Annotated in this window: 12 protein-coding genes; 9 read left to right on the forward strand and 3 right to left on the reverse strand. The window is 41.2% G+C overall.

Annotated features, from left to right (window positions below):
• Positions 1-15: 15 nt before the first annotated feature.
• Positions 16-1,395: a glycoside hydrolase family 43 protein gene (locus DV942_RS07790; RefSeq protein WP_222431172.1), complete on the forward strand. Its 1,380-nt coding sequence runs from the start codon at positions 16-18 to the stop codon at positions 1,393-1,395.
• Between the two features lie 76 nt (positions 1,396-1,471).
• The gene (locus DV942_RS07795) at positions 1,472-3,544 is read left to right on the forward strand and encodes an alpha-glucuronidase (RefSeq protein ID WP_222431173.1); all 2,073 of its coding nucleotides are present in this window, start codon (positions 1,472-1,474) and stop codon (positions 3,542-3,544) included.
• Between the two features lie 409 nt (positions 3,545-3,953).
• Here the strand turns inward: DV942_RS07795 and DV942_RS07800 are convergent, their stop codons facing one another.
• Both DV942_RS07800 and DV942_RS07805 read right to left on the reverse strand, forming a co-directional pair.
• A complete protein-coding gene (locus tag DV942_RS07800) occupies positions 3,954-6,416 on the reverse strand; it encodes a glycoside hydrolase family 95 protein (protein ID WP_145856589.1) in 2,463 nt (820 codons plus the stop codon).
• Between the two features lie 19 nt (positions 6,417-6,435).
• Positions 6,436-7,311, reverse strand: a complete 876-nt coding sequence (locus DV942_RS07805) for an alpha/beta hydrolase (RefSeq protein WP_145856591.1) — start codon at positions 7,309-7,311, stop codon at positions 6,436-6,438.
• Positions 7,312-7,788: 477 nt separating this feature from the next.
• Here DV942_RS07805 and uxuA point away from each other — a divergent pair, with 477 nt between their 5' ends.
• A complete protein-coding gene (gene uxuA / locus DV942_RS07810; protein WP_145856593.1) occupies positions 7,789-8,973 on the forward strand; it encodes a mannonate dehydratase in 1,185 nt (394 codons plus the stop codon).
• A 74-nt stretch (positions 8,974-9,047) separates the two neighbouring features.
• A complete protein-coding gene (locus DV942_RS07815) occupies positions 9,048-10,712 on the forward strand; it encodes a glycoside hydrolase family 43 protein (RefSeq protein WP_145856595.1) in 1,665 nt (554 codons plus the stop codon).
• 764 nt (positions 10,713-11,476) lie between these two features.
• On the opposite strand, the gene DV942_RS07820 is transcribed toward DV942_RS07815, so the two are convergent.
• Positions 11,477-12,577, reverse strand: a complete 1,101-nt coding sequence (locus DV942_RS07820; RefSeq protein ID WP_145856597.1) for a glycoside hydrolase family 43 protein — start codon at positions 12,575-12,577, stop codon at positions 11,477-11,479.
• A 601-nt stretch (positions 12,578-13,178) separates the two neighbouring features.
• On the opposite strand from DV942_RS07820, the gene DV942_RS07825 reads away from it, so the two are divergent.
• The 5 genes from DV942_RS07825 (at position 13,179) to DV942_RS07845 (ending at position 21,726) form a co-directional block, all read left to right on the forward strand.
• Positions 13,179-14,066, forward strand: coding sequence for a sialate O-acetylesterase (locus tag DV942_RS07825; RefSeq protein ID WP_145856600.1), 888 nt, complete (start codon positions 13,179-13,181; stop codon positions 14,064-14,066).
• Between the two features lie 10 nt (positions 14,067-14,076).
• Positions 14,077-15,450, forward strand: coding sequence for a glycoside hydrolase family 43 protein (locus DV942_RS07830; RefSeq protein WP_145856602.1), 1,374 nt, complete (start codon positions 14,077-14,079; stop codon positions 15,448-15,450).
• A 261-nt stretch (positions 15,451-15,711) separates the two neighbouring features.
• Positions 15,712-17,664, forward strand: coding sequence for a glycoside hydrolase family 97 protein (locus DV942_RS07835; protein ID WP_222431174.1), 1,953 nt, complete (start codon positions 15,712-15,714; stop codon positions 17,662-17,664).
• A 25-nt stretch (positions 17,665-17,689) separates the two neighbouring features.
• Positions 17,690-19,447 (forward strand): ligand-binding sensor domain-containing protein, encoded by a 1,758-nt coding sequence (locus DV942_RS07840; protein ID WP_186462446.1) that lies wholly within the window; start codon positions 17,690-17,692, stop codon positions 19,445-19,447.
• Positions 19,448-19,629: 182 nt separating this feature from the next.
• Complete coding sequence (locus tag DV942_RS07845; RefSeq protein WP_145856606.1) at positions 19,630-21,726, forward strand: hybrid sensor histidine kinase/response regulator transcription factor; 2,097 nt, start codon at positions 19,630-19,632, stop codon at positions 21,724-21,726.
• Positions 21,727-21,857 lie beyond the last annotated feature (131 nt).

A 21,857-nucleotide genomic window follows, 5' to 3' on the forward strand; every position in this document is an offset into this window, starting at 1 on the left:
TCTACAACAATGATAATGAAACAAGCAAACCAAAAATACCCTAAACTCACGCTCCTATTTTGTCTATTATTCATGCTGGCTAAAAATTCTTTTGCTGATGACCATCTTGCCAGCCATCGTCACCTTGCAGACCCGGCCACGCTGGTTTATAACGGAAGGGTTTACCTGTATGCCTCAAGCGATGATGACAATACCGATGATAAGGATAGTGGTTATAAAATGAAATCTATTGTTTGTATTTCCAGCAGTGATATGAAAAACTGGACCGACCATGGTGTGGTGTTTGAGGCGCCACGTGATGTAACCTGGGCCAGCAGAACCTGGGCGCCTTCAGTTATTGCCAGAAATGGTAAAATTTACCTGTATTTTGGTAATGGCGGCTCAGGAATTGGTGTAGCTACCTCCTCCTCCCCTATCGGACCATTTAAAGACCCATTGGGCAAAAAGTTAATTGATAATGAGACGCCTGGTGTACAGCCGGCAAAAAATATGTGGTTATTCGATCCGATGGCCTTTTTGGATGATGACGGACAGGCCTATCTATATTTCGGAGGCAATGGCGAAGACAATATGCGCGTAATTAAATTAAATGAAGATATGATCAGCGTGAATGGGCGCGCAACCTCATTTCATGTGCCTGCTTTTTTCGAAGCTTCATGGATGCACAAGCGAAACGGCAATTACTATTTTTCATATTCCTCTAATCCTAAGGCAGAAATGAGGATTGATTATATGATGAGTACAAATCCGACCACCGGATTTGTTTACAAAGGTGTTATTGGCGCACAACCACCCAACAATAACAATAATAATCACCATGGCATATTTGAATTTAAAGGAAAATGGTACCATGCTTATCATAACAGAGTTGTGGCTATTAAAAAAGGTATTCCTCCGGTTTACAAACGGAATCTGGCAATTGAAGAGTTAAATTATAAGCCGGATGGTTCGATTGTTCAAATCAATTATACTGCAAATGGCGTAACGCAAATTGGCGCAGTAAATCCTTACCAACGTAACGAAGCCGAAACCCTGCAGGATCAGGAGGGGATCATGACTAAAAATACAGCTGATGGCGGAATGCAGATTTCGGGCATGAAGAATAATAACTGGATCAAAATTCAAGGTGTAGACTTTGGCAAAAAAGGTCCAAAGTTATTTAGCGCACAAATCAGCGGCCTCTCACCGGGCACAAGCCTTGAGGTGCGCACAGGCAGTTTAGATGGAAAACCGATTGCAAAACTGGTTTCGACCGGAAAACAGGCAGCTGGCTTACAACTGCATACCGGAAAAGCAGAACTTATCAAGGGGAAACAAGATCTGTATCTGGTAGTATCTGGGGTTGATTCGGCTAACGGAATTGATATAGACTGGTGGCGTTTTCAACAGCGTTAAACATTCCGGCATTTATCTCAATAAAAGAAAAAGATTCGGCCTGAGCAGCTGAAAATTAGATCAAATATATCATAGCATGATTGTAAAAGGAAAAATGGCATATATTAAAAGGATCATTATCGTTGCATTGCTGATGCTAAACCAGGCCACAGTATTAAAAGCTGAAGATGGCCACGCCTTATGGCTTAGAAACCATACTGCTATCAAAGTTAATATTTCAAGCACAGTACGCTCCGCTACTGTAGATCTTGCCATAGCTGAGCTTAAAAATGGCTGGTTGGGTAAGGAAAATATGACCATTAAACTTAATTTAAGTAAAAATCCGTCGATCAAGCGTGATGGATTTCAATTGGAGGAAACAGCAATCAACGCCCGCACAGAACTGGGTTTATTATATGGCACCTACGAATTGTTAAGGCGCCAATACCTTAACCTGCCGCAACGCAACGTTATTTCAAATCCATCCTACTCCAGAAGAATCCTGAACCATTGGGATAACCTGGATGGCAGCATTGAAAGAGGTTATGCCGGAAGTTCGATATTTTGGGGCAATACGGCGAATGGATTAAATATTACAAATCAGGACCGAGAAAAATGGAAAGCTTATGCCAGGGCAAATGCATCAATTGGCATTAACGGTGCGGTTTTAAACAATGTAAATGCTTCTGCAAAAATCCTGTCTCCGGCTTACCTGGAAAAGGTAAAAGCCATTGCAGAAAGTTTGCGTCCTTATGGAATAAAAACCTATTTATCAGTTAATTTTTCATCACCGGTGCTTATTGGCAAATTAAAAAAGGCAGATCCATTGGATCCTTTGGTTAAACAATGGTGGAAAGATAAAGCAGCTGAAATTTATAAACTCATCCCTGATTTTGGAGGATTTCTGGTTAAAGCCAACAGTGAGGGGCAACCTGGTCCGCAGGATTACGGAAGAACCCATGTGGATGGTGCAAATATGCTGGCCGACGCCCTGGCTCCTTTTAACGGAATCGTGATGTGGCGTGCCTTTGTTTACAACCCATCACCAGAAGACAGGACCAAACAGGCTTATAAAGAATTTTTACCACTGGATGGAGCCTTTAAGAAAAATGTAATTTTGCAGGTAAAAAACGGACCGCTTGATTTTCAGCCCAGAGAACCCTTTAGCCCATTATTTGGCGCCATGTCGAACACGCCGGTGATGCCTGAATTCCAAATCACCCAGGAGTACCTGGGCGCTTCCAGGCAACTCGTTTTCCTCTCTACCTTATGGGAAGAATGTTTAAATAGCGACACTTACAAAAACGGAAAAGGCAGTACAGTAGCCGCCTGCACCGATGGCTCATTAAGCAAAACAGATTTTACCGCCATTGCTGGTGTGGCCAATATTGGCAACGATGTAAACTGGACCGGACATACTTTTGCCCAGGCAAACTGGTATGCTTTCGGACGCCTGGCCTGGAACAACAAACTCGAAAGCAAAACAATTGCTGAAGAATGGATAAAAGAGACTTTTCTGGATAATAAAGAAAATAAAACCGACGCCAACTTCATTAAAACCATCCAGGAAATCATGCTTGACAGCAGAGAAGCAGCCGTTGATTATATGATGCCATTAGGTTTACACCATATTTTTGCGGAAGGTCATCATTATGGACCGGCACCTTGGTTTTCCAATGATAAAATCCGCCCCGACTGGACCTCTGTTTATTACCATAAGGCAGATACAGCAGGAATAGGTTTTGACAGGACCAGAAGCGGAAGTGATGCGGTTGATCAGTATCATGAGCCATTAAGCTCAACCTTTAATAACCTTTCCAGCTGCCCGGAAATTTACCTGCTGTGGTTTCATCATGTACCCTGGTCTTACCGTTTAAAAAATGGCAGGGATTTGTGGACGGAACTATGCATCCGTTATGACCATGGCGTTCAACAGGTGAGGTCTTTTCAGAAAAACTGGGACAAAATAAAGGGATCGATAGACAGCGAACGTTTTGCAGAGGTGCAATCTAAACTCCGAACACAGAGCAGAGATGCCCAAATCTGGAAAGATGCCTGTCTACTTTATTTCCAGCAGTTTAGCAGAAGAGAAATTCCATTTGAAATTGAACGCCCGGTCCACGATCTTCAGGCGCTAAAAGAACTGACCAAAAGCCGGGATTATGAATAGGAATACAATGTTGAATCATGTCCCTAAAGATTTATTTCACACTTCGGGTTCGTCCTTTCGAGCGAAGTGGAGAAATCTATTTCAATAGATCTCTCCACTTCGCGTTGCTTCGGTCGAGAGGACGACTTTACTAATGGATTCTATCAATGAAAGTGCAACACAATCAATAACCCGAGTTTCAGCGAAGCTAAAGCCATTCAGTAATTCCTCCAAGATATCGTCACCCTGAACTCGTTTCAGGGTCTTTAGCAAGTAAAGATCTCTTCCCGCCTGTACGGGCGGCCATTTTAGTGCGTTTCAGTCGAGATGGCCATTAGTTTATTGTAATTAACAATCCGATTAACATACACACAGCTTTACCTCCTTCGCGTCAAAAACTTTGCGAACTTTGCGGTAAAACAGAGATTTTTTATTTTTTATACATCGTATAGGTTTTCCCAATAGCTGTTTTAATATCATACAATTGAGTTTCAGGCAAATCAATAGTTACAGCTGGCGCTAGCTTGGAAACTACCGGTTTTGGTGTCTCGTTAACGAAGAAAAAAGGATTTTCATTGTCACCAGTGGCCTTTTTAGCTTTAAGTTTGGATAAATTTAATTCATTAGGTACCCTGATCCTTAAATTTCCGCCTAAATGCGATTTAATCACCAATTTGGTAACCATACCGTTCACCCATTCCAGTTCAACAATCTCAAATCCACCTTTCGCTTTTAAGCCATTAACATGTCCGCTTGCCTTCCAGACATCGGGCAGTGCAGGTAAAAGTTGAATGGCGCCGTTATCTGATTGCATCAGCATTTCTGCAATACCCGAAGTACAACCAAAATTACCATCAATCTGAAAAGGCGGGTGCGCATCAAAAAGATTATTGTAAGTACCACCGCTTGCACGGTTTCCTCCCACAGGTGTTAACTGGCTCTGAATAAGCTGGTAGGCATGGTTTCCATCCAGCAGCCTTGCCCACCAGTTAACTTTCCATCCCATGCTCCAGCCAGTAGAAACATCGCCCCGTTGCAAGAGTGTTTTCCGGGCCGCTGCATACAAATCCGGTGTTAGGTATGGCGATATCTGAGCAGATGGGAATAAGCCATATAAATGAGATACATGCCGGTGATGATCATTTGGATCGTCGATATCATCAATCCATTCCTGCAACTGCCCATATTGTCCAACCTGCATTGGCGGGAGCTGGCTGCGCATCTTTTTCAACGTATCAACCAGTGCCTTATCTTCACCCAGAATTTCTCCCGCACGGATTACCGAACTAAAAACATCATATACAATTTGATTACTCATGGTTGTTCCGGCATCGAGCGAAGAGCCCTGATGCGCAGGAGGGGCATTTTCAGGAGACATATCCGGATTAATGACTAAAAACCCTCTTTTAGGGTCTTTAAACAGGAAATCAACATAAAACATAGCTGCCCCTTTTAAAGTTGGATAGGCTGATTTGAGAAATGACTGATCGCCACTGTAAAGATAGTGTTCCCAAAGGTGCTGACTCGCCCAACCACCACCATGAGTCCATGCGCCCCAGAATGCACCATCAACAGCGCCAGTTGTTCTCCAGATATCTGTATTGTGATGCGCCATCCATCCCCTCGCTCCGTACATATCATGGGCAGTCTGCTTTCCGGTTTCGCCCAGTTCCTGAACCATTTTTAAGAAAGGCTCATGCAACTCGGCCAGATTGGTTTTCTCGGCAGGCCAATAGTTCATTTCTGCGTTAATGTTGATGGTATACTTGCTGTCCCATGGCGGATATAATTTATTATTCCAGATGCCTTGCAGATTAGCAGGCTGTCCGCCCGGCTGAGAGCTCGAAATGAGCAGGTAGCGTCCATATTGAAAATAAAGAGCTGCAAACTGCGGATCATTAACCGAATTGAAATTTTTGAGTCTGATATCAGTAGGTACATGGTCAAAATCACTTTTCCCTAACGATAAATCTACCCGATCAAAATATTTGTGATATTGTAATTGATGCGCTTTTAAAACAGCCTCAAATTTTTTAGGCAACGCGCGGTTTAGCATCTCCCTAACCTTTAATTTTTCATCCCCGCTAATATCTTTGTAATTGATAAAGTTGGTGGCAATAGCTAAATAAATGGTTATCGCATTGGCATTTTCTACCACAATTGTACGCCCGGTACTGGAGATTTTACCGCCAATATGCTTAAATGCCGCAATCCCATTAAAGCGGACAAGCCCCGGTACGCCCTCATGAGAGGTAGCAGTTCCGGTAATTTCAATTTGTCCTGGCACCTGCGTATTCATTTTGGCACTGGGCTGCAGAGACGATAAAGAAGCCGTAAAGCTTAATGCACCCGGTTTACTCGAGCTAAGCTCAATCGCAATTACTCCATCGGCCAGCGAGGCCAGCACACGCCGGGTGTAAACAACATCTTTTACCTGGTAAGTAGTGGTGCTTACCGCATTACTGATGTCTAATTCGCGGTAAAAGTTTATATAGTCTTCATGACCAGCAAAATCCAGGTGCAAATCGGCAACAGGTTGAAAAATCTGTCCCTGAGATTTTTTGCTGATGATCACCTTATTGGCAAGCAGTTCTGCCTGTTTTTGTTTGCCATCAAAAATAAGCGCTCTGATGCGGGGCAATGAATCTAATGCCAAAGGATTATCATTTCTGTTGGGACTACCGCTCCAAAGGCTATGTTCATTTAGCTGAATAATTTCATTAACTACATTTCCATAAACCATTGCGCCAAGCCTGCCGTTACCCACAGGTAACGCATTTTCCCAAGTTTGGCCAGACGGGCTATTATACCATAGTTTTAACTTTGGTTTTTGCTGGGCAAGGCTTGATAGAACAACATTGGTAAACAGCAGCAGGGTTACAATTTTTTTCATGGAGCAGAATAATCACTCGTTAAGGATTTAGGCTATACTTTTGAAAGGCAGCCTGATCAACAGGTTTAAATAACAACTGACTAAACAGGTAAAGATCATTTTTCCATACTTTGAAATCATGCACACCTGGTTCAACATAATAAATATGGGGTACATTTTTTTCTACCAGGTATTCGTGGGTACGTTGAGAGAAATTAAGTAATCTATCGTTATCCCCGCAGGAGATCCAAAGCAACTTAAGCATGGTTTTAGCTTTGGCCGGATCTGGCAATAATTCAGCGGGCACTTTGGTATTTGGCGCAGAAGAAAAGCCGCCAACCCAGGCAAAAGTATCTAAATTACCCAATCCAAAATTTAAGGATTGACCACCGCCCATAGACAATCCGGCAAGCGCTCTGTGTTCCCTGTCTTTAAAAACAGGATAATTTTTTTCTACATATGGAATCAGATCCTGTAACAGATCTTTTTCAAAGGTTGCAAAAGCAGCAACTTTATCCGGAGCCATAATATTTCCGGTAGCACGGTCATCTTGCATCGCCCTTCCGTTCGGCATCACCACCAGCATCGGTGCAAGCTTTCCCGCAGCATACAGGTTATCAAAAATTACCTGAGGTTTACCACCGTTCAGCCATTCCTTTTCATCGCCACCAATCCCGTGGAGCAGATATAAAACCGGGTATTTTTTGGTTTTCAGGTAACCTGGCGGGAAATAAATAGTAGCTTTTCTGTTTGTCCCAACAGTTTTTGATGCATACTGGATCGTATCTATTTTGCCATGCGGAATGTTTTCCTGATTAACATCGAAATCTGCAGGCGCCGCAGGAATCTGCTTTTGTGCGAAAACTGCAATCTGAATAAAAATAAGTGTGGCGAAGATGGAGATTAATCGTTTCATTTGAATTGGTTAGCGGTGATTGGCGGCAATAATTGATAGCCTGCCTGAAATTAATTATTAATACAAACTTAAGCGCATCGCACATCAGGGTAATGGAACCATTGATTATTTTGAGTGCAAAAATGTTCAAAAATGCCTTTAAGCAGAACAAATCATCATTTATTTAAAAATCTTTAATGAACTTCGGTTTAGAGATACTTCTCGGAAAAAGGTATCTGACCGGAAGCATTTCGTAATTAACAGACTTTAAACATCAACTAAGCTAAGAAAAAATTAGCATGGTTAAGCTTTTTAGCAATCGATTGCAGAAAAAAATCCAAATGGTTGCGGGCATAACATTTTACAGAACCAAACCTAAAAACCAAATATGAAAAACAACCTTAAAGAGCGGCGATGTATTACTGCTCAGCGTAAAAAGCAGACAGGAAACGCGATGATCTGCAATCATAAAATCTTTGAAAACAATACCGTGATGCTATGAAAATGATCCAAACCATGCGCTGGTATGGCCCTGATGATATTGTTACGCTTGCCGATATCCTGCAGGCAGGCTGCACTGGAGTAGTAACGGCTTTACATCATATCGCCGTTGGAGAAATCTGGACTGAAAAGGAAATTATGACCCGGAAATCACTCATAGAATCTTCTGGTCTGGTTTGGGAAGTGGTAGAAAGTTTACCGGTACATGAAGACATAAAAAAGAGACAGGGCGAATATCAGCAGTGGATTGAAAATTATAAAATCAGTCTGAAAAATCTGGCCAGCTGCGGCATTAAAGTAATTACCTACAATTTCATGCCGGTGTTAGACTGGATGCGTACCGATTTAACATTTAAAACCAGTACCGGCGCACTTGCCTTACGATTTGAGAAAAAAGCGTTCATTGCGTTTGACCTTTATTTGCTAAACCGACCGGGTGCAAGTGCTGACTACACGGCGCAGGAACTGGAAGATGCCAAAAATTTCTTTATTAAACTCAATGCAAAAGAACAAAGCAATTTAATGAGCAACTGTTTGCAGGGCCTGCCGGGAAGTAAAGATCATTTTACCAAAGATCAGGTATTGAATTTATTAAAAGGATATCAAAACATTTCTGCAGAAATACTCAGCAATAATTTAATCAGTTTTTTAAAGGAAATTACGCCAACGGCCGATCAAAATGGATTACAACTCGCTATTCATCCGGATGATCCTCCCTACCCGATTTTGGGTCTGCCCAGAATTATGAGCACAGAAGAACATGCCCACAAAATATTACAGGCAGTACCTGCACCTTCCAATGGAATCTGTTTTTGTAGCGGGTCTTTCGGTGCCCGGCCAGATAATGATTTAAAAGGAATGATTGAACGTTTGGGCAACAAAATCTATTTTCTACATCTGCGCAGCGTTCAGCGAGAGGATAACGGCAATTTTTATGAAGCCAACCACCTGGAAGGAAATGCAGAGATGAGCATTTTGGTCAGGGCTATCCTAAAACTCATGTCCGAAGAAAACCGTTCGATCCCTATGCGCCCCGATCACGGGCACCAGATGCTCGATGATTTAGATAAAAATCCTTACCCTGGCTACTCTGCTATAGGAAGACTGAAAGGCCTTGCCGAACTACGCGGACTCGAACTGGACATCAGCGAAACTTTAAAGACAGAAAACATACTTCGCTAGATAAATCGCAAAAATCCTGTTTTAAAATTAACATCAAAAATCCGAGCATATTTCCTCAATAACCAAATACAATTATGAAAAAAATCCTTTATCTATTTTTATTATGCTTCACCACACAAGCATTTGCCCAAATAAAATTTACCAACCCCATTCTTGCCGGTTTTTATCCGGATCCCAGTATCACTAAAGTGGGATCTGATTATTACCTGGTTAATTCTACCTTTTCCTATTTTCCGGGCATTCCTGTTTTTCACAGCAAGGATTTAAAAAACTGGAAACAGATTGGAAATGTTATTGAGCGAAATTCGCAGATGACTTTTCTGGGCGACGGAACCTCACGCGGTCTGTTCGCGCCGTCTATCAATTACCATAACGGAACCTTTTATATGACTTGTACCAATATAGATAAGGGCGGAAATTTTGTGATGACGGCTAAAAATCCCGCAGGTCCATGGAGCGATCCGGTATGGCTTCGTGATGTACGCGGAATAGATCCATCATTATTTTTTGATCAGGATAAGGCCTATATTGTTTACAATAGTGATGCTCCTGACAACAAACCCCTTTATAGCGGCCACCGTACCATCCGCACCTATGAATTTGATCCTGCAACACTCAAAGTTAAAGGGGAAGAGCATTTGCTCGTAAATGGTGGTGTAGATATTTCTAAAAAACCGGTATGGATTGAAGGACCACACATTTTTAAACGTGGTGATTGGTATTATATCTGCGCTGCTGAAGGTGGCACGAGTGTAAACCATTCGCAGGTTATCCTTAGAAGTCGCTCGGCTACCGGCCCATATGTACCTTATGAAAAAAATCCGATTCTCACGCAACGGGATTTAGACCCTAACCGTGCAAATCCGATTACCTCGACCGGCCATGCCGAACTGGTTGAAGGACCTGATGGAAAAACTTACGCCATTTTTCTTGCAGTGCGTCCATATGAAGAAAATTTTTACAACACCGGAAGAGAAACTTTCATCGCGCCGGTTAAATGGACAGATGGATGGCCGGTAATCAATCCCGATTTCAAAGAAGTACAATATCAATATGAGGCGAATTTTAAAGAAGTTAAACAAAAGGGAACGCCACCACAAAGTGGTAATTTTTCTTATCGCACCACATTTGATAAAGTTTTAGATCCATCCCTGTTATTCTTAAGAAAAAACGACAGTTCATGGTACAAACTGGACAAGAAAAATGGGCTAACGATGAAACTTAAGCCAGAAACCTGCATGGAAAAAGGAAATCCAGCTTTTTTAGGCAAAAGGCAGCAACACATGTTCTCTTCAGCCAGTACATCACTACATTTTTTACCGAAATCTGAAAATGAAAAAGCAGGATTTATGATCTTTCAGGGGGAGTTTAATTTTTACTTCATGTGTAAATCCGTTAAAGAAAATAAAGACGTCATTCAGCTTTTTAAAGGCGATCAGGCGACAAAACAAATGTTGTTAATTACGGAATTGCCTTTGCCTGAGTCATCAGCCGATCTACAGCTGGCGATTGAAGCTAAAGGTGGCTTGTACGATTTCAAATATCGTCAGGGAAATGGCGACTGGCTGATTCTGAAAAAAGACGTTGATGGCAAATATTTAAGTACGCAGGCCGCCGGTGGATTTATCGGGTCTCTTTTCGCACTGTATGCTACATCGTCTGGTCAGCCAAGTGATAATACCGCGAGCTTTAAATGGATCGATTATAGCGGAAATGATAAAATTTATAATTCTAAATAGCTTAAACTCACGATAGTTTTTAAACGAGCGTTGATAATAATGGGTTTGCACAAAAAACGATAAAATCGTTAAGCTACCTACGCACTCGTTAAAAACGAGCGCAGGCTTTGAAATAACAAACTATAGATTTTCGTAAAAAATTCGTCATTGCGAGGAGGAACGACGAAGCAATCTTATTATTGAATAGATTGCTTCGTCTTTCGTCACCCTGAACTCGGTTCAGGGTCTTTTAGGCAAAAATTGATCTCGTACACAAAACTTCAGTACATGCTGTCGGCTGAAAAACCTTCGTAAAGCTACGATCACTCTTGCAGTTCGTCACCCTGAATTCATTTCAGGGTCTTTTATGCAAAAATTGATCTTGTGCAGGAATTTCAGAATGTACGGTCAGTTTGAAAAATCTTCGCGTAACTACGATGATTCTTACCGTTCGTCACCCTGAACTTGTTTCAGGGTCTTTTATACAAAGATAGGTCTTCATACCAAAGATTTCGAAAAAGACGACTCTCTACTAAAAAGCCTTTGCACAATTACGCCTCTTTAGTGTTTGATGTAAAGATAGAATTGTCAATCCTGAGGATAGGGAGTATTTTAATTAAATAATTATCGAGTTTAGGTTAACAGATAAATAGGGCAGATAATATCCCTCAGGGAATCGTCATTCCCAACTTGATTGGGAATCTTAAAACACTTGCTTGAAGATTTCCACCTGCGCGGGAATGACGAATGTATTGATGGATTTAGTATCTGAATTGCCGCCGGTATTAACCCTTATTTGGTTTTATCAGCTCAATCGTGCCATCTTCAAGATGCTTCAGCTCGGTTACTTTCACATTTCTTAAATGTGTTTTTCCGGAAAGCTGGGTATCATGATAAAAAATATACCACTTACCTTTAATTTCAACAATGGAGTGATGAGTAGTCCAGCCCTCTACAGGCGTCATAAAAGTGCCCTGGTATTTAAAAGGTCCCCAGGGGCTATCTGAAATGGCTGATGCCAGGTAATGGGTATCGCCTGTTGAATAGGTAAAATAATATTTACCATTATACTTATGCATCCAGGCACCTTCAAAAAACCTGCGATCGTGATCCTTTGTCAGAAGTGGTTTACCTTGCTGATCTAAAATAACCACATCTTTCACTTGACCGTCAAAAGCCATCATATCCTTACTTAGTTTCGCAACTTTTGCGGTTAAGGCAGGTTCGTTTTCTTTTTGAGAATCGGTTTTAGAACCATTCGGATCATATTTCCCATCTTTCCAGCGCTGAAGCTGTCCACCCCAGATCCCACCGAAATACATGTAGCTGCTGCCATCGGTATCGGTAAACACCGCCGGGTCAATACTAAAACTGCCTTCAATCGGTTCTTTAGCTGCTTTAAAAGGCCCGGCCGGATTTTTAGAGGTGGCCACCCCGATCCTGAAAACATCATTTTTATCCTTAACAGGAAAATAAAGATAATACGTACCATTTTTATAGGCTGCATCTGGCGCCCATAATTGCCTTCCTGCCCATGGAATATCACTTACAGATAGTGCAGTATCATGAATGGTAACCTTGCCACCAATGCTGTCCATACTCAGAATCCGATAATCTTTCATATCAAAATGATCGCCATTGTCATTTTCTTTTACGCCTGATTCGATATCATGCGACGGATAGATATAAATTTTACCGTTAAATACGTGTGCAGAAGGATCTGCAGTATAAATTTCTTTCACCAATGGCTCAGAAAGATATTGTTTCTTCTCTGTTTTTGAGGTTTCTTTTTCCTCAGCATCTTTCTTTTTTTCCTGACAGGAACTCCCTAAGGCAACCATCAGGGCAATGGCCAAAGCAGATTGGCTCTTAAATTTTAGATTCATTTTTATTCATTTTTGGTTAATAAGATTCCTGAAAATTTCATTCAAATCAGGATACAATCATTTACTTCGTTTTAAAATCCTATGGAATTACCTCCATCAACAAGCAAAACAACATTAGTTACATAAGAAGAAATGTCTGTGATATAGCTTCCATTTACCTGAATTATTTTTAATTGCTAATTATTTATCGCTCTCGATCATAAACTTTATGGACGAATAGTGACAGATCATTTTTTTGACATGCTTATTTGATCTTAATATTTATTTGGTTAAAATTTTGCCCCTGTTTTCAAATAAAATACATTTAAAAACTAAAGGTGAGGCAAAAGATAAAACTATGCTAAAAGAAGATTTTAGTATAGAAACTTTGAATAATATGTTAGCAGAAATGTTGATTTAATAAAAAAAAATCTACCTGACAACTACATATTATCATCTGCCAACAATATAAACCTATATTGAGGAAATGAAGCTGGTTGGCAACCAGCAATAGAATAATTCGGATCAATTTTAATCATATGAGCGTTTTTTATGACGAAAAATGCTACTGCTAATCTGTGGCATTTAATACTTTAGCGAGAGGTATAAATGATGAATGAGTATGAAAAAATTAACCGCAGACAGGCTAAAACAAGCCATAAGCTATTCAAAAAAATTGGGCTTAAGATTAGGAGTTATTGTGTTACTTGCATTAACGTTTTGCAATAGTGAAAAATCCTATGGTCAGGATCAGAAATTATATGTTTTTCTGAGCTTTGGTCAATCCAATATGGAAGGTAATGCGCCTTTCGAGCCTCAGGATACAGCAGTAAACAATAGATTCAGGGTGCTACAGGCGCTTGACTGTCCGGAATCAGGCCGTAAAAAAGACAATTGGTATACGGCTAAACCACCTTTGTGCCGATGCAAAACCGGCTTAACACCAATGGACTATTTTGGCAGAACGCTTTTAGATTCACTTCCTCAAGATGTGCGGATCGGCGTGATCAATGTAGCAGTTGGTGGTTGCAAAATTGAGTTATTTGATAAAGATTCTTATCAAACCTATACCGCTACCGCACCAGATTGGATGAAGTCAGCCCTAAATGCCTACGGCGGAAATCCATACGGTCGTTTGGTAGAATTAGCCAAAATTGCACAGCAATCAGGCGTAATAAAGGGCATTATGATGCACCAGGGCGAATCTAATACAGGAGATCAGGAGTGGCCAAAAAAAGTGAAGGCGGTTTATGAACACCTCATCAAGGACTTAAATTTAAATCCGTCAACTACACCCCTTCTTGCCGGTGAAGTGGTTAACGCAGATCAGGGAGGAACATGCGCATCAATGAATAAAATTATTGCAACCTTGCCAACCATAATTCCCAATGCACACATCATCTCATCAGCTGGCTGTACCGCAGCTGCCGATCACCTCCATTTCAATGCACAGGGCTATCGGATGCTTGGCGAACGTTATGCAAAAACAATGCTGTCCCTGTTAAAATAACATCAGAATAATGCAGAAAAAAATATTTGGAATAGCGCTGTTAACCTGTATATTATCAGCGCTGTACAGCTTCGCCCAAAACCCGATCATTCAGACTTATTATACCGCCGATCCGGCGCCAATGGTACACAATGGTACCGTTTACCTATACACTTCTCACGATGAAGATGTTACCGTAAAAAACTTTTTTACGATGAACGATTGGCGGTGTTATTCTTCAAAGGATATGGTTAACTGGACTGATCACGGTGCTATTTTATCATACAAAGATTTTAGCTGGTCGCGCGGTGATGCATGGGCAGGCCAATGTATCTCCAGAAACGGAAAATTTTACTATTACTTACCTGTAAACCAAAAAAATGGCGGAAATGCAATTGGCGTTGCGGTCTCCGACAGTCCGACATCGGGCTTTAAAGATGCCATTGGTAAACCATTACTAACAGGATTTGGGTATATTGATCCTACTGTTTTTATTGATGATGACGGACAGGCTTATTTATATTGGGGCAATCCAGAATTGTATTACGTAAAACTGAATAAGGACATGATCTCTTATGATGAAAAAGTTGGAATCGTAAAAGTGCCGCTAACCAAACAAGGCTTTAGTGTGAGGAAAAAAGATGCAGACAAGAGACCATCAGAATACGAAGAAGGACCATGGTTTTTTAAACGAAAAAGCAAATATTACCTGCTTTATCCGGCTGGTGGCGTACCAGAACATCTGGCTTATTCTACCAGCGATTGGCCTACCGGGCCCTGGTTGTATGGAGATACGATTATGAAAGTGATTGAAGATCGTGGTGCATTCACCAATCACCCCGGATACATCGATTTTAAAGGTCAGTCTTATTTGTTTTATCATGACGGGTCTTTACCGGGTGGTGGTGGTTTCAAACGTTCCGTTTGTATTGAACCGTTTAGTTTTAATGCCGATGGTTCGATTCCAAGAATTAACCGCACCAGATCAGGCGTATTGAAAAGCGCTGCAAATCTGGATCCTTTTAAACGTGTTGAAGCAGAAACCATTGCATGGTCTGAAGGTATAAAAACGTTCAAAGATAGCTTAACAGGTAATATTTATGTATCCAACATTGATAATGGGGATTACATCAAAATCCGTAGTGTAGATTTTGGCAAAGGTGCAGGTAGGTTTGAAGCTACTGTTGCTGCACAATCTTCAAAAGGAAATATAGAATTAAGGGCAGACAGTTTAAACGGAAAACTGCTGGGTAACCTGGAGGTAAAATCAACAAACAGCGCTCACGATTGGAAAGCCCAGCTTTGTAAAATCAATCAGATCGCTGGTGTACACGATCTGTATCTGGTATTTAAGGGCGAAGGTAGCAACCTCTTTAATTTTGACTCCTGGCGTTTGATCCGTTGATAGATAAGTGTTTTTATCGTCTGCAGTTCACCAATATCAAAAGCAGCTGTAACCTGCTTACAAATAAGGTTTTTAATAAATTGCTAACCTTTAATTGGGGTACATCATATCTGTATCTGGCAAAATAGATTTTGAAAAAACAATAAACGTTATCATAACATTTAAAATTTTTTCCTAATTTTCGGTTTTCAAATACTGATCCGATCAATCTAAACCAAATAAACTTATCCTGTTGTGATGAATATCCCCAAATCTTTAACCATGAATTATTGTAAAGGCATCTTATTAGCAATGGCGTTAGTTGCCCTCCACATTTTATCTTTCGCCCAGGACATGAAGGTTACCAGTCCGGATCAGAAATTAATGGTTAAGCTTTATTTAAATGAGGGTAAACTTTATTATAATGTAACACTACAGGGAAAAGAAATGATTGAGCGGTCTCCTTTGGGACTTCGTGGAAGCCAGATGGATTTGTCAACAGGGCTAAAATTGACCGGCCAGCAATTACGAAAAATAGATGAGCGGTACACTGAACCCAAAATTAAGATCAGCAGTGTAAACTACCAGGCAAATGAGCTCACCTGCAAGTTTGAAAATGCTTCAAAAAACCAGCTTGAAGTGGTATTCCGGGTGAGCAATAACGACATCGCCTTCAGGTATCAGGTTCCCCAGACCGGTGAGCCCGCAACCTTTGTTATTGAAGAAGAATTGAGCGGGTACAAATTCCCGGCAAATACCACCACATTTTTAACCCCGCAAGCTACCCCGATGATTGGCTGGATGAAAAGTAAGCCAAGTTATGAAGAAGAATATAATCCCGATCAGGCCATGGGCGTTCCGTCTAAATATGGTGTAGGCTACACTTTTCCTGCGCTTTTCCATCTGGGGAACGATGGTTGGGTACTGCTTTCTGAAACAGGGGTTAATTCGCTATACTGTGGATCAAAGCTGAGTGAAGGAACTAAAGATGGCCATTACAAAATTGCTTTTCCGGAGAAGGGTGAGAATAATGGCATTGGTAGTGCAAACCCAACCATATCCTTACCAGGCAATACCCCTTGGCGTACCATTACCATAGGGCGTACACTCAAACCCATTGTGGAAACGACTGTGCCATTCGATGTTGTAGAGCCACAATATCCGGCATCAAAAAATTATACCTTTGGCCGGTCTACCTGGAGCTGGCTGTTATGGCAAGATGAAAGCATCAATTTCGAAGACCAGAAAAAATTCATCGATCTTTCTTCAGCTATGGGTTATGAATTGGTACTGATCGATAACTGGTGGGACAGCCGGATCGGACGAAAAAAAATAGAGGAACTGGTTACGTATGGCAAAGAGAAAAATGTTGGTATTGCCTTGTGGTATAATTCTAATGGATTTTGGAACGATGCGCCGCAAACTCCTAAGTATAAAATGAATACGGCCTCTGCAAGAAAACAGGAAATGGCCTGGATGCAAAAAATCGGCATAAAAGGGATCAAAGTAGATTTTTTTGGTGGCGACAAACAGGAAACCATGAAACTTTATGAAGATATTTTAGCTGACGCCAATACTTTTGGCTTAACGGTGATTTTCCATGGCTGTACAATACCTCGAGGTTGGGAAAAAATGTATCCTAACTATGCGGGCAGTGAGGCCGTACTGGCATCAGAGAATCTGATATTTGGGCAACATGCCAATGATAAGGAAGCCTTCAATGCCAGTCTTCATCCCTTTATCCGAAATGCTGTAGGTGCAATGGATTTTGGTCCGGTTCTTTTAAACAAGCGCCATAACAGAAAAAATGACGGGGGAACGATAAGAAAAACAACAGAAACTTTCCAGATGGCCACTGCTATCCTTTTTCAAAATCCTGTACAAAATTTTGGCATTACGCCTAATAACCTTAGCGATGCTGCGCCTCATATCATCGACTTTATGAAAAAAGTGCCTACCACCTGGGACAATACGGTCTTTATTGACGGATATCCCGGGAAATATTGCGTACTTGCACGCCGCCATGGCGATACCTGGTATATTGCAGCGATAAACGCTGAAACGACTGAGAAAACGATAGACATTTCGCTCCCGATGTTATCGGGTACTGAAGCGACTTTGTACAATGATGCTGAGGACCGTTCGCCTCAGATAAAACAGGTGAAATTAAACAATTCAAAAAAACTGAAAGTAAAACTGTTACCGGGCGGGGCAAATGTAATCGTGGCAAAATAAGATAGTTCCACAGGAGGGGATGGTTATGAAATTGGGACTGAGGGTATTATTAACGCTTTTTTTATACAGCACTGTACTGGTGGCGCAAACCAATCAGGCTAAGTTTTTATCGCTTCAGGAAGGATTGTCGAGCGAGCAGGTAATAGATGTTGTACATGATAAGTATGGATTTATCTGGATTGCAACTGAATTGGGCCTTAACCGTTTTGCCAGCAATTCTTTTAAACAATTTTATAAATCAGAAAAGGCAGACGGCTCTTCGGTAAACAGTAATGAAATCAATACCTTATTATATGATAACGATCAGGTTTTTATAGGTACACGCGCAAACGGCTTAAATGTTTATGATTTAAAAACCAATTGTTTTTCATATTACGTTCATGACGATAAAAATCCGCAATCGCTAGCCACTAACGATATTACCGATATTATTAAATCACAGAGTGGCCACCTCTGGTTGGCCACCTATCACCAGGGCGTACAACGTTTCAACACCTCAACCAAAACATTTGAGCGTTTTAACAAAAAGAACCTTCCTAACCTGCCGGAAAACAGTACCTGGACACTCATTGAAGACAAAGACGGAACGCTTTACATTGGCCATGTAAATAAAGGAATTTCTATTCTGAACCCCAAAAACCGTAGCGTAACGGTTATCAATGTGAGTAATAGCAAGGGTTTGCTACCAGACAATGAGGTTAAATCGCTGTTTTGTGATCCATTTAACAACATCTGGATCGGAACCAGAAAAGGCCTGGCCATCTTTAACCCGAAAACAAAAAGCCTGAAAAAAATAAATCTCTTTTCAAAAAGCATTAATGGAAAGGAGCCATTTATCTACTCCATTAAAGCTATTAACGGCTCCATATGGCTCGGCACCGAGTCATCACAGCTATTTATGCTCAATCCCGAATACCTGGCTGATGGCACAATTTCGCAGATAAAAAAAATAACGTCTGCTAATTTAAACCGTGGCAAAACCTCATCGGTCCAAAGCATTGATCAAGATCAGTTTGGCAATGTGTGGATGGGGATTTACGGTGGTGGTATTGCCTTTACAAGCCATATTAAACCCTTTTTCTCTATCCTTTCCACACAGGCATTATTTCCCGGACAAGGAAAACCGGCAACCGTCATCAGCATTTTAAACGACCGCGATAATAGCATATGGCTGGGTACTGTTGGCGATGGGGTATTACATGTTCAACCTAATGGAAAGGTAAATAAAATTAACACGGGCAACAGCGCGATAGGTGACGATTTTCTTCTGTCGGGGTTACAGGACAGCGACAACAATAAATGGTTCGGTCTTCAAAATGGTGGGGTATCGTTTTTTAATGCACGCACACAGGCCTGGAAAAAGGTAGAAACCGGCGAAAAAATGTCGTCTGTTAGAGCAATCGTTGAAGATAAAGCAGGCAACATCGCTTTCGCTGCCCAGGAAGGGGTATTTATCCGTTCCAAAACCGGGGCGTTCAGCAAATTAACCACCCATAGCCCTGCACTCGGAGACTATGCTCCACGTACCATAGCAGAAGACCAAAATGGCAACAGATGGATAGGCACCTACGGTCAGGGAATTTATATTTTTAACTCTACCGGAAAGCTAATAAAAAAAATAATAAAAGGACAGGGAATCAACAGCAATACCATCAACCATTTATTTGCTGATCGTCAGCACAACATCTGGATTGCGACCAACGAAGGTTTAAGCCTCCAGCCGGCCACAAAAAAACAGGTGAGCTGGAAATCATTGTTCCACCGGATGGTAAAGCCTGGTTAACCATCAATGCTATTGCTGAAGACAAAAGTGGAAACATTTGGTGCTCTACACGTCAGGGGTTACTGCGCTACCTGATCAAACAGAAAAAATTTTTCAGATACGATCAGGCTTTCGGAATACCCCTTGGCGGTTTTACCATCAATAGTGTCGGTACTGATGCGCAGGGTTCTCTGTTTTTCGGGATGCCATCGGGAGCTGTATATTTTAATCCCCTGCAGGTTCCTCTGGTATTACCTAAATCGCCCATCAGGATTAGCAGTTTTGTGGTATTCAATGCTGGAGAAACAAATACACAAAGTGAAAAACACCCCGGCATTGCTGAAAAAATAGAACTTGAACATCAGGAAAACAGTTTTCGCGTAGAGCTTGCGGTAATGGATTATGCACTGAACGACATGGTGGAGTTTAGTTATCAGCTTCATGGACTGGATGATAAATGGGTTTTCCTGGGCGATGAAAAAAATGTTGATTTCAGAAATATCCCTCACGGCAACTATGAGCTTCGTATCCGTACCCGCCAGAAGAATGAAAACTGGTCTGATAGTGCTCAGCAAATGCGCATTGAAATTTCTCCTCCTTTTTACCTGAGTACATTTGCCTGGTTTTGTTATGTATTGGTGTTTGCCGGAATTATTGTTACACTGATATTTTTTCACATCAGGAAAGTATATGCAGAGGCAGAACTCCGCGTAAAAAAACTCCAAATGGTGCAGCATGAAAAACTAAACCTGGAGCGAATGAATTTTTACACCAATATTACCCATGAACTTCGCACTCCGCTCACGCTCATACTGGGGCCTTTAGAAGACCTATTACAAGAAGAAAAACTTGCGTCTAAATATAAAAATGGCATATTGATGGTGCAAAAGAATGCCAACAGGCTTTTCTCGCTTTTGAATCAGTTACTCGAATTCCGCAAGGTAGAATCGCAGTACAAACCCCTGGTTTTGGGCGAAGATTATCTGGGTGAACTGGTAAAACAAATTGTTCAGAAATATGCTGAAGCTAACACCAATACCGACCTGCAGATTAGCTGTACAATTGAACAACCAGACATTAAAACCACCTTTGATGGCGAAATTGTTCAATTAATTTTAGATAACCTGTTATCAAATTCCTGCAAACATACCGCTGAAGGAAAAATAGAGGTTCATCTTACCTACGAGCAAGACAACTTAACTACTTCTGCCCTGATCTGTGTTAAAGATACCGGATGTGGAATCGAGGCAGAACATCTTAATAAAATCTTTGAACGGTATTATCAGGTATCGAAAACAGTTAGCCATGGAACTGGTATTGGCCTGGCACTTGTAAAAGAACTGGTAGCCATACACCAGGGAAAAATTTCAGTAAAAAGCCAGCCGGGTAAAGGGAGTGAATTCTGCGTACGGTTGCTAACCAATGCGGTACCTGCTACACCACAAAATAATCTACACATTTCTTCATCTAATCCTATAGAAACCGCTAACGATTTACGTGCAGTTGTGCTTCTTATAGAAGATGAAAAAGATTTGAGGGAGTATCTAGCTACCGTGCTATCAGTAAATTATGAAGTAATTACTGCCGCCAACGGTTTGGAAGGATTTGAACTGGCTAAAAACCGCATTCCAGATTTAGTGGTAAGCGATGTAATGATGCCCGATATGGATGGCTTTACCATGCTCAAAAAGCTGAAAGAACTGCGTGAAACCAGCCACATTCCCAGCATATTCTTAACGGCAAAAGATACCAATACTGATAAAGAAATGGGATATGTTCTTGGTGTTGACTCATACCTCACCAAACCCATAAGTCCAAAGCTTCTCAACAGCCGCATCGAAAACCTGCTGCTAAAGCGAAAAACCTTATATACCGCAATGTTAAATCAGCTTTCTGGTGATAGAGATGACACGAAAGTTAATCAACCGGAAAACAACCCCGAGCTATGGCAGGAGAATGCGCTTGTACAGGAATTTGTAATGCTGGTGGAAGCATGTATCCAGGACGAGGTACTTGACGCAGCTACCCTTGCCGACAAAATGAACATGAGCCAATCTACACTGTATAGAAAATTAAAGGGGCTTACAGGTAAAAACATTAACCAGCTGGTACGTAAGATCAGGATACAAAAAGCAGCCAGACTTCTCCGTTCAGGGCAGTATAATATCACAGAAGTTTCTTTAATGGTAGGTATAAACAGTGCTATTTATTTTCGTCAGTGCTTTAAGGAAGAATTCGGCGAGCTCCCGTCCGAATATCAGAAAAAAGTAGCCCTGAAAACCAAAATAGCACCATTTTGACGAAAATACAAATCAAAATTGACGGTTTTGTATACTGCCCCACCTGTTTGAAACCTGTAGGTTTGGAACCAACTATTTATAGATCCAGCAACAGGTGAGTTCACCGACTCATTTTTCAATGAAGCTAACCA

Source organism: Pedobacter suwonensis, from assembly GCF_007833675.1.
GTDB classification, from domain to species: Bacteria; Bacteroidota; Bacteroidia; order Sphingobacteriales; family Sphingobacteriaceae; genus Pedobacter; species Pedobacter suwonensis.

Bases quoted from the DNA above. Each gene is read 5' to 3' on its own strand.
- DV942_RS07795 (WP_222431173.1), top strand. From the start codon at position 1,472: ATGATTGTAAAAGGAAAAATGGCATATATTAAAAGGATCATTATCGTT.
- DV942_RS07840 (WP_186462446.1), top strand. From the start codon at position 17,690: ATGAAATTGGGACTGAGGGTATTATTAACGCTTTTTTTATACAGCACT.
- DV942_RS07820 (WP_145856597.1), bottom strand. From the start codon at position 12,577: ATGAATCTAAAATTTAAGAGCCAATCTGCTTTGGCCATTGCCCTGATG.
- uxuA (WP_145856593.1), top strand. From the start codon at position 7,789: ATGAAAATGATCCAAACCATGCGCTGGTATGGCCCTGATGATATTGTT.
- DV942_RS07800 (WP_145856589.1), bottom strand. From the start codon at position 6,416: ATGAAAAAAATTGTAACCCTGCTGCTGTTTACCAATGTTGTTCTATCA.
- DV942_RS07805 (WP_145856591.1), bottom strand. From the start codon at position 7,311: ATGAAACGATTAATCTCCATCTTCGCCACACTTATTTTTATTCAGATT.
- DV942_RS07830 (WP_145856602.1), top strand. From the start codon at position 14,077: ATGCAGAAAAAAATATTTGGAATAGCGCTGTTAACCTGTATATTATCA.
- DV942_RS07790 (WP_222431172.1), top strand. From the start codon at position 16: ATGAAACAAGCAAACCAAAAATACCCTAAACTCACGCTCCTATTTTGT.
- DV942_RS07825 (WP_145856600.1), top strand. From the start codon at position 13,179: ATGAAAAAATTAACCGCAGACAGGCTAAAACAAGCCATAAGCTATTCA.
- DV942_RS07845 (WP_145856606.1), top strand. From the start codon at position 19,630: ATGCCATCGGGAGCTGTATATTTTAATCCCCTGCAGGTTCCTCTGGTA.
- DV942_RS07835 (WP_222431174.1), top strand. From the start codon at position 15,712: ATGAATTATTGTAAAGGCATCTTATTAGCAATGGCGTTAGTTGCCCTC.
- DV942_RS07815 (WP_145856595.1), top strand. From the start codon at position 9,048: ATGAAAAAAATCCTTTATCTATTTTTATTATGCTTCACCACACAAGCA.